Below are 13,844 nucleotides of genomic sequence, written 5' to 3' on the forward strand. Positions count from 1 at the left end.
TTAATAAGCAATCGCGTTGTGCGGCCGGCTTCTGTTCAGAGGGCGTATCGGTTTATGACGCAATCACGATTCCGCTGCTATTCGAGCCGACCATTCGTTCAGTTCTGATATTCGCACGAACGACATAGGCGAGAGTCTTTGCTGAAATCGGCTTTTCCAAAAAACGGGCAGATCCCTCGCGATCCGCAGAAAGGGGAACATTTTTCTGGTTTTCGCCAATAATGATGATGGGCGCTTTTGCCAGCTTTGAGATTAAGGACCCTGCACCGTCTCCATCCAGCAAAGACGGTTGATCAATTAGAACAAGATCAGGTTCTTTTCCTTCCAACACCCAGTCGATTAAACCATCCAACGTGTTAAAGCCGACTGGCTCATAGCCCAGCGCCGCGATCTTTTCCTCGTACATTTCCAGCGTGGCTAAGTCGGGTTCGACCACCGCGACAATCTCGCCGTTCCCAAGCGGGATTCTTCCAGGGTCAAAAAAACTCTCTGAATTTACCGGCTGCTTCGACGAAGGTGGCAAGTAGACGTCGAAGCGCGTACCTCTGCCGACAGTTGATACCACGTCGATGTAACCAGCCATCGCGCTAACGTGACCGTGAACCGTGGATAATCCCAGGCCCGTGCCACCGCTGCGGGCGCGGGTAGTAAAAAAAGGCTCGAAAATGTGCGATAATACCGCCTCTGTTATGCCTGCGCCGTTATCCTCAACTGAAAGAAGGATATACTCGCCGGTGGGAATAGTACCGTTTGTAAGAACCTTGTGTTTCCGTACGACAGACCTCCTAACGCTGACCTCCACACGCCCTAACTCTCGGCATGCTTCAGCAGAGTTTTTGCACAAATTCATCAGTATTTGCTCGACCTCAAGTGAGTTTCCTTCGATAACCATTGGAGCGCTCTGATATTTGAAATCGAGCTCGACGCCCGGAGGCAACGCAACACGTAACGACGGCGCGATCACGGTCACTAACTCCGAAAGATCGAATGGTTTTGTTGTTCGATCCCGCTTTCGACTAAGGGCAAGGATCTGGTTGACAATCAACCGCGCTCGATTGCCTTCAGAAATGATGTGATCGATGTAGTCTCGAGCATGAGTACGACGGCGCAGAACGTTGTGTGCCATTTCCGCGTAACCCAGAACTGCACCCAAAATGTTGTTAAATTCATGCGCAATGCCGCCGGCAAGCGTACCAACTGCTTCAAGCCGTTCCGCATGTTTCAAACGACGTTCCAGAATATCTCGCTGGGACTGCTTGCGCCGAATGACCGCATAGTGGCTAACACATGCAGCCGCTAGTTCCATCAGCTGCATTTCACGTGCGGTCGGCGTCTGTAGATGCTCTCGATCAAATCCCAGGCCAAAGACAGCGACTATTCGATCGGATACCTTGAACGCAAGCAGCACCCACAGAAATGGAGAGTCCTCACCGAAGCAGCTCGCTTTTCGTTGAGGATAGGCTCGGAAAATCCGCCCGCCGTCCTCGGCCCCTACCGTGGAAACAATTTCGCGCACCCGTTGTTCGTTCCACTCTGGCGCAGGAGTGCTTCCAAAAAAGGTGACGCCAACGTCATTCTCATTGATGTTGACCAGTCCCAGCGCGCATTGATGAGCTTCAAAGAATAATTGGATAATTCCCAACGCGGCATTCGTTGAGGATTCCAACGACGGTTTTGCTTCTGAAGCATCTTCGAAGCAAAGCCCAATCTTTTTGATCACTTCTTCGAAGTCCAGTCGTCTCGTCAACACCTTGGTTCGCAGATGTAACCTATGGACTAGGGAAATTATGCAAAAGCAAAAGAAAACCGAAACTGCGCCGAGGAAGACCCGTACCCGCTGTTCACCCGCGCTGGCCAAGCTATAAGCTTCAAGGTATGCTCGCTGCAACTTCTTCGTGTTGTCGATGGTTTCAGAAGTTTGGATCACTCCAACGGTGTCTTTCAATCGCGGCAGTAGAGTCAGGATAATCCTCCCACTGCGAACGATCTCCTTGACGCCTGCCTTATCCCCGTTCGCCGAAACCTGAAGCCGGTCGAGACGTTGGTTGATTTCCCGTGCAAACTCGAAATTTGGCTGAGACGAAAACTGGAGCATCAGATAGCCCAACTCAGCGACTTCTAGCGAGTTCAAATCCCTCGTATCCAAAGACCTCGGAAGCGAAGCTATCGACTGGTTAAAGGTCGCCAACGAATCCTGGAACATTACATTTTGCGTACCGAACGCTGCAACGGCTGCGTCGGTCGCATCTACTGAGCTCTTCACCCGCGCCAGCAATTCAGAAAATTCACCGGCCCCGTCGAGGCCCGCCCGCCTAAAAAGCTGCTGTAAATCTGCGACGCTCGTGCGCAGTCGCCCCAGAGGGACGATAAGAGGATGGTAATTCCGAAGAAGGCCGGCGTGAGCACGCAACACATTCCGCTGCAGCATCGCGCAATCCACGTCGATCGATTGCAGCTCTGTCAGGATCGCTTCGTTGCTTTCGTTGTCTTGCCAAGATCCTATGGCCAGAACCGCAAAAGATATCGAGGCAATTACCAGTACCAATACAGACCACGATTTGATATCAAGCAGAACCCTTCGGGAAGGTGATAAATGATCCCAAATCATGCGGTCACCTCTCCTTCTGACAGCCAATCCAACTAAGCAGATTTCGCGGAATCAACGGAGCCCAGTGGTCTGACCCAGTTTCTCATTACTCCGCATCCACGGTGAAAAACACCGACCGAACAAACCAAGCTGGTCCGACAAGAATTTGGCGGCGACTCCTATGCGCTTTCTTCCCATCAGCCAACGAGAGAAAGCAACTCGCTTCAATTTTCTCGATTGAAGCCAACTCTCATCTCCGCAATTCGGCGCACACCTCCATGACCCTGTACCGCCTGCCATTCACCTTCAATCGAGAGATTGGGAGCATGTCTAAGCACCGTAGCAAGTCCTTCTTGCAATTCCAAACGAGCCAACGCTTCCCCAAGGCATCGATGTTCACCGGTGCCAAATACCATATGCCAGCGCATCTGCTTGCGATGAATATCGAAAAGTTGAGGGTGGACATAGTGTTTCTCGTCTCTTAGCGCGGACATGGTGCAAAGTGCGAGAAGACTATTTTTGGGTAGTATGAACCCGTCAAGATCAATATCTGCCAGTGTTGAACGGGGATAGGATCCGACTGGAGGCTCAAAGCGCAGTCCCTCCTCGACGGCGGCGGCCACGAGAGTACCATCGTTCAACAGTGCGTCCCATGCCTGTCGATGTTGCAAAAGCTGTCCGGTCAGTGCAGTGAGGCCGGTTTTGGTCGTGTCAGTTCCAGCCAAGATGATAAGCATCAGCTGGGTTAGGCCTTCGACGGGCGAGAGATCCTCCGCTTCTCGCGTTGCGTTTATGTAGGATGAGAGGAAGTCATCACGCGGATCCGTTCGGCGATCGTCAATTACCGCTTGCACGTAGTTCTTAAACTCGACCGCTGATTTTTCGATGTCCGGAAAGTCGGCATCCCGCCATGAAGGGCTCAGGCAGCGAGCAACGCGATAGACGAGTTGAGTAAAATAGGGAATGTCGCTTGGCGGGAGGCCTAACAGGCTGGCTATCGTAACGGCTGGGAGCTTTGAAGCATATTCCCCCACGAAATTGAAGGAACCAAGCTCCTTCAAATCTCGAAAAAGGATCTCCGTCAATTGCCTTATTTGCGGACGTAGATTTTCAATCATCCGGAATGCGAAAGTCCGAGTAAAAGGAGAGCGACGCCTGCTGTGGGTTTCCTTGTTTGAAAAAAGCATGCTGTAGCGAACGAAGTCGAAGACCGCTCCTTCGTTGACCCCCCGATTGAGCATCAGTTCCGTCTCTATCTGACGGGTCCGAGGGTCACTACTTAAGCCCAATACATCGTCCGCCCTAAGTACGAGGTATACGCCGTCCTGCCTGCGGAGGAAGGGCCGCTTCGGCCGCCATTCTTTAAAAATAGCGTGGCCGAACCGATCTAAGTCCGCGATACTAACGTTGTCTGGGTCGATCGACGCCGATATCATTGGCCCGGACTCTTCCGACACTTTTTGAGAAACTCTACCATTCATAAAATAACCTCTGGAGGATACGCTCTTACGAGCAATTCGAGCAAAACTGCTGAATGCGGCGGCAGGCTTCCTCGATAAGCGCTTCCGACGTCGCATAGGAGATGCGGAAGTTCGCGCCGAGGCCGAAGGCCGAGCCGTGAACGACGTCAACGCCTTCCGATTCCAGAAGCTCGGAAACGAAATCCTCGTCCGTCTCGATGACCTTGCCCGACGGCGCCGTCTTGCCGATCAGGCCGGCGCAGGACGGATAGACGTAGAAGGCGCCTTCCGGCACCGGGCAGACGATGCCCTTGGCCTGGTTCAGCATGGAGACGACGAGGTCGCGGCGGCCTTCGAAGATCTTCTTGTTCGCCGGGATGAAGTCCTGGGTGCCGTTCAGCGCTTCGACAGCCGCCCACTGGGCGATCGACGTCGCACCCGAGGTCTGCTGCCCCTGGATCATGTCCATGGCCTTGATGAGCTGGAGCGGGCCGGCGGCATAGCCGACGCCAGCCGGTCATTGCATAGGCCTTGGAGACGCCGTTCATCGTCAGCGTCCGGTCGTAGAGGCTGGGCTCGACTTCAACGGGCGTGACGAACTTGAAGTCGCTATAGGTCAGGTGCTCGTACATGTCGTCGGTCAGCACCCAGACATGGGGATGCTGCATCAGCACGTTGGTCAGCGCCTTCAGCTCCGCATGCGTATAGGCCGCACCCGTCGGGTTGGACGGCGAGTTGAAGATGAACCACTTGGTCTTCGGCGTGATCGCCTTTTCGAGATCCGCCGGCTGAAGCTTGAAGTCATGCTCCTGGGTGGCCGAAACGAAAACCGGCGTGCCGCCGCAAAGCGCCACCATCTCGGGATAAGACACCCAGTAAGGCGCCGGGATGACGACTTCATCGCCCGGGTTCAGCGTCGCCATGAAGGCGTTGAACAGGATCTGCTTGCCGCCGGTGCCAACGATCGTCTGCTCCCAGGAATATTCCAGACCGTTTTCGCGCTTGAACTTGGAGGCGATCGCCTTGCGCAGCTCGGGGATACCGGACACCGGCGTGTACTTCGTTTCGCCGCGGTTGATCGCGTCGATGGCGGCCGTCTTGATATTGTCGGGCGTATCGAAATCCGGCTCTCCTATATTGAGGCGGACCACGTCCCTGCCCTCAGCTTTAAGCTCGCGAAACTTCTGCGAGACAACGATAGTGGCAGAAGGCTTTATACGGGAGAGAGCATCGGAACGCACGAACATGACAGGCTGACCCAAACGTTTCAAAAGGAAGTCTTCCCGATGTTTTTATGTTGAACGCGCTTCGGATTTCAATCGACGCGTGGTCCCCTGTTACAAATGAAATCAAATTTGACGTCCTCAGCGAAGCGCGCGATTTGAAGTCGTTCAAAGCGGCTTGGTATGCCGCCGCGTCTGCGATCGGCAATTCTGAAAGCCGCCCCTGCGAAACTCGTCGCTTTAAGAGCCCGAGTGGTCCTCGATCAGCGCATCAGTTTGCCGAACGGATTTGCAACTTTGTGAGCGTTACAGATGAAGCTCGATCCGACGTTTCAGCTCTGTTGAGATCATGAGATAAGGCCTCAAAGAAACGCCTGCATCATCAAAGAATTCTTCGACCGGTCAATTTTCCAACGCCGTTGCGAAAGCCTTTGTTGCGTTTTAAACGATGCGGGAAAAGGAGGCTGGGGCTCCGAAGAGCCTGTTGAAATCATGTCCGCAGAAAGCCATCCGACCGAATCCCAGATGACGCCGAAAAAGCTGTTCTATCTGACGCTGGGTTCCATCGGCGTCGTTTACGGCGATATCGGGACCAGCCCGCTCTACGCCTTTCGCGAGGCGTTGAAGCCGGTGGCCCATGACGGGCTCACCCGTTTCGAGGTCATCAGCCTGATCTCGCTGATGATCTGGGCGCTGACGATCATCGTCACCATCAAATATGTGCTCTTCCTGCTGCGCGCCGACAACGAAGGCGAGGGCGGCACGCTGTCGCTGCTTGCTCTTTTGATGAAGACCGCCAACGGCCATACCGCCATCCTGATGCTGCTCGGCCTCTTGGGGGCTGCGCTTTTCCTCGGCGACGCGATGATCACGCCGGCGCTGTCGGTGCTGTCGGCGGTCGAAGGCCTGAAGCTCGTCACGCCCAGGCTCTCGGAATATATCGTGCCGATCTCGGTGGTGATCCTGGCGCTGCTCTTCGTCGTGCAATCGCGCGGCACCGGCGCCGTCGCCAAATTCTTCGGCCCGATCACCGCCGTCTGGTTCCTCGTCATGGCCGCCGCCGGCATTTCGCATATCTCGGACGATTTCGGCATTCTTGCCGCCTTCAATCCTTACTATGCCGTCAGCTTCCTGCTGCATGAGGGCTTCTACGGCGTCGTCGTGCTCGGCGCCGTCTTCCTGACGGTGACGGGTGCGGAGGCGCTTTATGCCGATCTCGGCCATTTCGGCCGTCGCCCGATCCAGTGGGCCTGGTTCCTGCTGGTCTTCCCGTCGCTGACGCTGAACTATCTCGGGCAGGGCGCACTCGTGCTCGGCAAGCCGGAGACGATGTCGGATCCCTTCTACCTGATGTATCCGCAATGGGCGCTGCTGCCGGTTGTCATCCTGGCGACCGCGGCGACGATCATCGCCAGCCAGGCTGTTATAACAGGCGCTTTCTCGATGGTGCGCCAGGGCATCAACCTTGGCTTCCTGCCGCGCAGGGAAATCCTCTTCACCTCGGAAACCAATACCGGGCAGATTTTCGTGCCCTCGGTCAATGCCGTGCTGTTCATCGGCGTCATCTTCCTGGTCCTGAGTTTCAAAACCTCGGACGCGCTGGCGACCGCCTATGGCATCTCCGTCACCGGCGCCATGGTCGTCACCTCGATCATGGCCTTCGAATTCGTTCGCGCCCGTTGGAACTGGTCGCTGCCGGTTGCGGTGATCGCGCTGGCGCCGCTGGTCATACTCGAATTGATCTTCCTCGGCGCCAATCTTTTGAAGATCCACGACGGCGGCTATATCCCGATCCTGATCGCCACGGCCTTTACCGTCATCATGTGGACCTGGCGCCGCGGCACTGCGATCCTGATGGAAAAGACCCGCCACACCGATATTCCGCTCGCCTCCTTCGTCAGCTCGATCGAGCGCAAGAGCGAACATTCGCCGGCCCAGGTTCCCGGCACGGCGATCTTCCTGACCAGCGATCCGGAATCCGCACCCGCCGCCCTGCTGCACAATCTCAAGCACAATCACGTGCTGCACGACCGCAACGTCATCCTGACGATCCGCACGGTCAACAAGCCGCGTGTGCCGAGTCAGGACCGTTACAAGGTCGAGCAGATTTCCGAGCGTTTCTCGCGCGTCGAACTGCTGTTCGGCTTCATGGAATCGCAGAACGTCTCACAGGCGCTCGCGACGCTGCGCAAGGCCGGACTGAAGTTCGACATCATGTCGACCTCATTCTATCTCGGCCGGCGCAAGCTGGTGCCGGACGCCAATTCAGGCATGCCCTACTGGCAGGACCGGTTCTACATCCTCCTTGCGAATGCGGCCTCACTCCCATCAGACTATTTTCACCTTCCTGCCAACCGGGTTGTTGAACTGGGATCGCAGATTATCGTTTAGACGCGGCCCCTGACGGCGACCGGCGAGGACCACTCTCGACAGTGTTTGGCAAACAAGGGATTGTCCCGACTTTGCGAGCAGGTTCGGACCAATATCTGCCTCTAATGCAGAGCGAGCCGCATTCATCCAGCCCCGTTGGATTACAGCTGAAACTGACCTTCTCCCACGGCAAATCATTTTAGCACATTCAGATTGCATAGGGGGTGAAAGCTGTACAAGGAGACTGAACCATGAGCCTGAACGAAAAACCAGGTACTGCAAACAGCCGCTCGGATCTGGAGCCGGCTGGTGTCGACGGCACGCAATCGACAAGATTGCCAACCGCTTCAGAGATCGAGGGACCAACCGTTGCGCTACAAAGATCATTTTTTCAACAGTTGCTCTTGGACTTTGCCTACGGATGTGAATTTTTTTATCCACTACAGCAATATGAAGCTTTCACTTCGAAAGCAAAAGACGATGATGAGAACTGATGGCGGCCACTCGCCGAAGGAGTTCAAGGCGGCGACGCTTGAATCGGTTCTCGTTTACGAATGCGCCGCGCCTGACGCGGATTCAGATCAAATGTTCCAAAGCTACCCGCACCCCATTGCCAATGTCGAGAGATGACGACTTCCAACGACGCCTTGGCGCCTCAAAGCGGTATGGCTTGTCGTGATACAATAACCGACTGCAGAAATTGCCATGTCAATGCGGTGGGAGTGGGCGACTGACCGGGGGAAAGCCGTTTGGTACATACATCTACGTCTTAATCCGAAACAAAGTGCACTCGAATTTCCTGAAGTAATGAGAAGCCAACGTAGTTTTTTCGGTATGACATCCAACGGCAACGCGTCCGAAGGCAATGCTTTACATTTGTAACACGATTGACATTTAACCAACCTCGAAGGAACGCTAGAAGTTCCAGTACACCAAACGAGCTGAACTCAACGGTGGACAATCAGAACGATTGGGCGGCCGGCGGAAGATGCATGAGCAGACACGAAAGCCGGAACAAACTGCCCCGCTGGCCACTCCGCGAACAGCGATGCTTCCAGTCCTCCCCAAGATCAACATTCAACTCGCCCACGCACATCCAGGGAGTAATTCAGTATGTCGAATTTTTGCTTAAAGTCTGTGCAGGTAACAGCAATCGCATCGACTATAGCGCTCGTGCTGGCCGCGAATACCTTGGCACAAGAATCTTCCACCGCCTCTCCATGGCCGGACACACCAACCGCTCGGATCGAGGCGCTCGCAGTTCTCCAGACCTTGAATGCAAATCTCCTGGGAAATCCTAGCGCCACCTTGACGCTCGATCGCTGGTGTGCCGCGCACAAACTCGCCCCGGAAGACTCCAAGATCGTTGCCCAGCGCGTGCGCGTACAAGACACGCCCGCCGATAGCAGTATCCGAGAACTTCTTGCCGTGGGATCAGAGGAGCCTATCGCTTATCGCCGCGTTCGCCTGGTTTGCGGAAATCGCGTACTATCAGAAGCCGACAACTGGTATGTTCCGGCGAGACTGACAATGGAAATGAATAACGCGTTGAGCACCAGTGATATAGCGTTCGGCAGGGCCGTTCAGTCTCTTAACTTCACCCGCACCAACCTATCTTCCAATCTGCTTTGGTCTCCTCTACCAGAAGGCTGGGACATGGGAAATGAATTAACTGCGAACCGGAGAGGACCACTGGTCCTGCCACCGTTTCTTCTCGAACATCGTGCCGTGTTGAAGCTGCAGGACGGCACACCATTCAGTGCTGTGGTAGAAAAGTACACAAACAAAGTGTTGGATTTTCCGGCTCCGATAGCAATCCAAGGCTGGCTATTGGGACGCACGACCCGAGCGTCGGGCAGCACGCCCACGCGCTCCTGTTCTACATCTCCGGTCGAGCCTTGTCCTATGTCAATCTCACGATGAAAGCCCCTACTGCGGATTGCGGCTGGCGTTTTCCCCTTGGAAAAGCCGTTCCGGGTGCCAATCAATCCTCATTCCTCGGACCAGCACAGCTTGCAACGAGGCCGATGCCGATTGACTGCACCAAACACGAATGAAACCTGGAGCACAGCGGGGACAAGTCACCTTGTAATCCCTCCACTCACGCCAACACGGAACGGCTGCCGAGAGTTACCGTGACAATGCCGATCTGTCCCGATCGCGGGAGGATGAATCGAATTCGGCGCGCGTACGGGTGTAGGCATCACCGACGTTCTTGACGAAACTCTCGTGTGCCGTCAGAAGGCCGATAGCATTTGGCCCTCTCGTCACGACCGATCGACTATATCTTTCGATTATGTCAATCACCTCGTCGATAGGTTTCACCTCCGGTTCTTTCGCGTCTTGATACCTGCGGGGATGCGCCGCCATGTTTTTTTCAATCTCAAAGTCTGCGACAGCCCGGCGGAACAGGCGCAGCAGCTCCGGGCGATTGTTCCTCTCGTGTTGTACCCGAGTTTTTTGGTCGTCGTTTAAGTGCTTCTCGCCCTGGACCAATACGTCTGCGGCGGGGCATTTCTGACCCTGGTTCCAAGTAAGAGGGGGATCAAGCTGCAAGATTTCGATCGAACGTTCGATTAAGCGCGTCTTATTGACTTCCCCAAGATCGTCCAGATGCTTTATCACGCTCAGAATTGCGTCGCACTGATCAGGCTGAGGGAGGTTCAGGATGTTGGTTGTGAATCGTGCTTTTCCAGCCTCAGATTGAAACTTCAGAAGTGGTCCTACCGCCCGCGTTCTTGCCGTTTCAGATGGCCGGTTCACCTGCCAATCAGGCAATTGCTCCCCAGGGATGATTGTATCGAAGACTGCTTTTGCCGATGTACCAATCCTTTTCACGCGAGCGTGATAAATTCCGATAGGGCCTCGACGTAAAGCTTCGCGACCTGCGGAGCCAGTTCGCTCTAGATTTCCGAGATCTCGTGCGGTTTCGACCACATCCTGGGTTGGAACGTAGGTAGCAACTTTTGCAAGTACATCGGAAGGTAGGTTTCGGTTTGGTGACGCAGGATCACTCTTCACCCGAGCAGACTCAGATTCTCGGGGAGGTGTTCGTTGGCTGCTGGACGGCATGAGAAGCTCCATTTTTCTTCAATCACGCTAACCTTACTCAGATGAAAAGGGCGTCTCCACTGCTAATCTATTACTTTTGCAACACTTGAAATGCAGGTTGGCTGCATGAACGAGCGCCAACGCTAGCGCCCCTGCCAGCCCAGCGGATCAAATACAGCCACCCTCTTTTTCTCCAACTTTGCGAGGTGACGCTACTTGTCGCGATCTAAATGTCGCTGATGGTCGAGGGAATAGGCCCCTCCCGCCGGCGCAGAGATTGGCAATCTTACTGGACACGGCGCCATATCACGGCAATCGGCTTCTTCAAGTGCATTGCAGAAAAACGAATGCGCTGTTGACGGATCTGCTCATGAACACGGCAGGCGGGATTAAGGATCACAAACGCGCCACCTTCTCAACGATGCTAGTTAAAAGGCTCCGCATGTACGGCCACGATCGCGCGAGCTAGCCTTCATCAACACAGCCGGCGAGTCGGCGCATATATCCCGCTATTTTTCTTCGGCTATAGCCGGTCGATAGGTCTTAGGCTAACGTCGAATCAGCGGCAAGGTCCGCAAAACGTGACATCGCGCCCTCGATATCATCCCACGCAAGGGCATCTTTCCGATGTTTCACCTGCACATAGATACGGATGCCATCGAGTTGGATTTCTACATCTTCGTCGCTTTCGACAGCGATCTCCCGCGCAGCGATGGTTGCGGCTGACAACAAACATTGAACTGCATAGAGGTGCTGGAATAAGTAGCCGCGATGCACGGCTTCGATCCGACGCAGTTGCGCTGGGTCCAGAACACTGTTTCCTGAACGGCCTAACTCACCCAAAGCAGCGCATCCTCTTTTATCACAGCCTTCGTTTGCGGTCCCATTCTCTTTCCAAGTCAATGCAGGAACGGCATCAGGATGTTGCCCATACCGCGCCGTATCTCGATGCAGTCGCTGCACAGGCGCAGGGAGGGTACGCCCGGCATCGTCTGAGCGCCATTCGCAAGACGGTAGGACATGGCTGGCCGGTCGCCGCATGACGAGCAGACTTCCGAACTTCCTTCCGCCGTGACGACCATGCGCGACAACGCGGCCAGCTTCGGTTCGACGCGATCAACGACCGAATACCAATAGGCGCTGTGCGGCTCGATCTGCTCCAACTGTTTCTTCAGGTCGTCAGGATAGTGCTTCAACAGCCACGCACACGCGACCTCCCTGCGGATCTGATCGTTAAGCACAAGAGTTTCGTACAGGTCCACCAACAGCCGGAGGGATTGACCGCCGTGCTGGGTCTCTAGCATCTGCAACTGTATGAGGTTAATGGAAAACCGCACGCCTCCGCTGTAAGCCTCGCTCACTGTACCTATGCAGTATTCACGTATGTCGGCCATCTGCTCGGGCGCGGACATCGTTGCGATTAGGCTCTGGTCGTAGCGCCAAGGGTGAGCCGCTATTTCACCGCGCCACAGATCAAGGTAGCCGCTCTCGCGCAGAACCTCTGCAATCTCCGGATCAGCCTCAGGGCGAACCACGAGTAAAGCATGGAGTTCGTTTAGGCTCTCCAAGTCCGGAACGAACGTACGAGCGACGTCAAGAATGGCTTTGTGGGCCTGATGTGTATCTCGGATCGGGTTACGATTGGTTTCGAGCCAACGCCATTCTTCCTCGGACACGGCTTCGGTCTCTATCGGGATTTCCACCAGCAAGCGACTACGTCGTAAATCCTCCGGCGAGCAATAGTCTGCGTCCGGCACAAGATTGATGCCCGCGTTTCTGTAGACGCGGGCCACTAAACGAGAGCAATATTGCCGCTTCGATCTCGGCTTTCGGACAGCAGCGACCGACCGCATGGCCTCCGGCACAGAATAACGCGCACCGATCTCGGCCCGCGCGAAATCGATTACATTTGAAAGTACCTCGCGGGGGAGAGCTTCCTTCAGGCGGAAATGGAAAACCTGCTCGTCATCCTCGAACAACTCCCGCTGCAGGTTGCGCGCCTGTACCCCGTCCGCGGTGGAATCGATAAACGAACCATGCTGCACGCAGATCATCGCGTGTGAAACGATGCCCCCCGTGCTGAAGCGGATCGATTTGCTTATCTTTCCCGGTCGAGCTGTGAGGAGAATATCTCCAGGCTGAACACTTTTGATACTAATGCGCTTCATTCCCCTCCCCCGAAGCCGGCCGGCATCTATTGCTGCTAGTGCGGCCAGGACAATTGATCGCGCGGCAAACGATTGTCTGGATCGTGAACATGCACGTCATCATCTGGGATGAGATTGGCAGAAAAAATTACAAGATTAGTTCCGCCAGCGTGCCTTAGTGACGGAAAGAGCAGCCCCCGAAGGCCGGATGAAATGACTTTGTCTGCCAACTTCCAGGAGGGAGGGACCTTTTTGTCGATGCGAGCGATTTTTCGCCATGCACAATCCCATTGAGACCAAGCTGCATCCCAAAGAAGCGGATCGAAACCTTGCGACAGATCGGCTACTTCGCTGAGCGTGATCTTGTACGCTGCAAGCGTCGCCGGCGGTGTGATGCTCGCGCCCTGTCGATATTCTTCGAGCGCGGTTTGGGGGGCCTCGGAAAGATAGAGAGCCTCGACGCCGGGTCGATTGAAGCGACCGCCGTCAATAGCGGCCCCGGCGCCGCTGGTTGGAAGAAACGCCCATTTAGGTGTTAGATACCGATGAAAGACTGCGTTCGGGCCGATGCGGGTAATCTTCACCCGCGCGCTCCATTCTCCAGGTCCCGAATATAGGCAAGAACAGCCTCTATCTCACCATCGGCAACAAGCTCCGCGGCCGTGCGATGGCCATAATCGGCAATCGGTTCATTTCGATACCAGTAGATTGCCTTCGCAAGATCACCAGTCAGCTCGGCGGCCGCAGAGATCGCCTTGATCATTTCCCGCATCCTGCCCTGCAAGCGTTCGGAGGAGGGATTGCGCAGGGTATTGCGATGGACACCGGTCAATTCTGCAAGGTTTGCGACTTTGACGCCGAGCGCCTTTGACAAGCGAGACGGCGAAATATAGGGCGTCCGCGGTTCCTGAAGGCTATCAACAAAGCCGGAAACAACTGTGTATGAATGTACTGTCTGAGCCTGCGCCATGCCTAATCTCCGCTCAATCTTATGCACAATATATGC

10 protein-coding genes and 1 pseudogene are annotated in these 13,844 nt (G+C 55.1%); 3 read left to right on the forward strand and 8 right to left on the reverse strand.

All coding sequences use genetic code 11. From position 1 onward, the window contains the following. Nucleotides 1-52 precede the first annotated feature (52 nt). From ACST81_RS26605 to ACST81_RS26615, 3 genes and pseudogenes are all read right to left on the reverse strand, one after another. Nucleotides 53-2,608, reverse strand: coding sequence for a two-component system VirA-like sensor kinase (locus ACST81_RS26605; protein ID WP_010900341.1), 2,556 nt, complete (start codon nt 2,606-2,608; stop codon nt 53-55). Between the two features lie 203 nt (nt 2,609-2,811). Beyond that, on the reverse strand, nt 2,812-4,068 hold the full coding sequence (locus ACST81_RS26610) for a cytochrome P450 (RefSeq protein WP_234886495.1): 1,257 nt from the start codon (nt 4,066-4,068) through the stop codon (nt 2,812-2,814). Between the two features lie 25 nt (nt 4,069-4,093). Beyond that, a pseudogene (locus tag ACST81_RS26615) lies at nt 4,094-5,294 on the reverse strand (pyridoxal phosphate-dependent aminotransferase). Nucleotides 5,295-5,762: 468 nt separating this feature from the next. Here ACST81_RS26615 and ACST81_RS26620 point away from each other — a divergent pair. The 3 genes from ACST81_RS26620 (at nt 5,763) to ACST81_RS26630 (ending at nt 9,563) form a co-directional block, all read left to right on the forward strand. Beyond that, a complete protein-coding gene (locus tag ACST81_RS26620) occupies nt 5,763-7,661 on the forward strand; it encodes a potassium transporter Kup (RefSeq protein WP_012476026.1) in 1,899 nt (632 codons plus the stop codon). Nucleotides 7,662-7,891: 230 nt separating this feature from the next. Beyond that, a complete protein-coding gene (locus tag ACST81_RS26625; protein WP_142843418.1) occupies nt 7,892-8,134 on the forward strand; it encodes a hypothetical protein in 243 nt (80 codons plus the stop codon). Between the two features lie 619 nt (nt 8,135-8,753). Next, a complete protein-coding gene (locus tag ACST81_RS26630) occupies nt 8,754-9,563 on the forward strand; it encodes a hypothetical protein (RefSeq protein ID WP_010900336.1) in 810 nt (269 codons plus the stop codon). Between the two features lie 207 nt (nt 9,564-9,770). On the opposite strand, the gene ACST81_RS26635 is transcribed toward ACST81_RS26630, so the two are convergent. The 5 genes from ACST81_RS26635 to ACST81_RS26655 form a co-directional block, all read right to left on the reverse strand. Then, nucleotides 9,771-10,712: a hypothetical protein gene (locus tag ACST81_RS26635; RefSeq protein ID WP_077768177.1), complete on the reverse strand. Its 942-nt coding sequence runs from the start codon at nt 10,710-10,712 to the stop codon at nt 9,771-9,773. A gap of 522 nt (nt 10,713-11,234) precedes the next feature. Next, nucleotides 11,235-11,534, reverse strand: coding sequence for a hypothetical protein (locus ACST81_RS26640; RefSeq protein WP_077768112.1), 300 nt, complete (start codon nt 11,532-11,534; stop codon nt 11,235-11,237). A gap of 56 nt (nt 11,535-11,590) precedes the next feature. Next, the gene (locus ACST81_RS26645; RefSeq protein WP_012476023.1) at nt 11,591-12,859 is read right to left on the reverse strand and encodes a YiiX/YebB-like N1pC/P60 family cysteine hydrolase; all 1,269 of its coding nucleotides are present in this window, start codon (nt 12,857-12,859) and stop codon (nt 11,591-11,593) included. A 35-nt stretch (nt 12,860-12,894) separates the two neighbouring features. Continuing rightward, nucleotides 12,895-13,422, reverse strand: coding sequence for an RES family NAD+ phosphorylase (locus tag ACST81_RS26650; RefSeq protein WP_077768113.1), 528 nt, complete (start codon nt 13,420-13,422; stop codon nt 12,895-12,897). Next, complete coding sequence (locus ACST81_RS26655) at nt 13,419-13,808, reverse strand: hypothetical protein (RefSeq protein ID WP_010900332.1); 390 nt, start codon at nt 13,806-13,808, stop codon at nt 13,419-13,421. The genes ACST81_RS26650 and ACST81_RS26655 overlap by 4 nt, the downstream gene beginning before the upstream one ends. Nucleotides 13,809-13,844: the final 36 nt, after the last annotated feature.

It is taken from the genome of Pararhizobium sp. O133 (assembly GCF_051669845.1).
Classification (GTDB): domain Bacteria; phylum Pseudomonadota; class Alphaproteobacteria; order Rhizobiales; family Rhizobiaceae; genus Pararhizobium.

Coding starts and splice junctions, on each gene's coding strand:
- ACST81_RS26635 (WP_077768177.1), bottom strand. CDS start 10,712: ATGCCGTCCAGCAGCCAACGAACACCTCCCCGAGAATCTGAGTCTGCT.
- ACST81_RS26630 (WP_010900336.1), top strand. CDS start 8,754: ATGTCGAATTTTTGCTTAAAGTCTGTGCAGGTAACAGCAATCGCATCG.
- ACST81_RS26610 (WP_234886495.1), bottom strand. CDS start 4,068: ATGAATGGTAGAGTTTCTCAAAAAGTGTCGGAAGAGTCCGGGCCAATG.
- ACST81_RS26620 (WP_012476026.1), top strand. CDS start 5,763: ATGTCCGCAGAAAGCCATCCGACCGAATCCCAGATGACGCCGAAAAAG.
- ACST81_RS26625 (WP_142843418.1), top strand. CDS start 7,892: ATGAGCCTGAACGAAAAACCAGGTACTGCAAACAGCCGCTCGGATCTG.
- ACST81_RS26655 (WP_010900332.1), bottom strand. CDS start 13,808: ATGGCGCAGGCTCAGACAGTACATTCATACACAGTTGTTTCCGGCTTT.
- ACST81_RS26605 (WP_010900341.1), bottom strand. CDS start 2,608: ATGATTTGGGATCATTTATCACCTTCCCGAAGGGTTCTGCTTGATATC.
- ACST81_RS26645 (WP_012476023.1), bottom strand. CDS start 12,859: ATGAAGCGCATTAGTATCAAAAGTGTTCAGCCTGGAGATATTCTCCTC.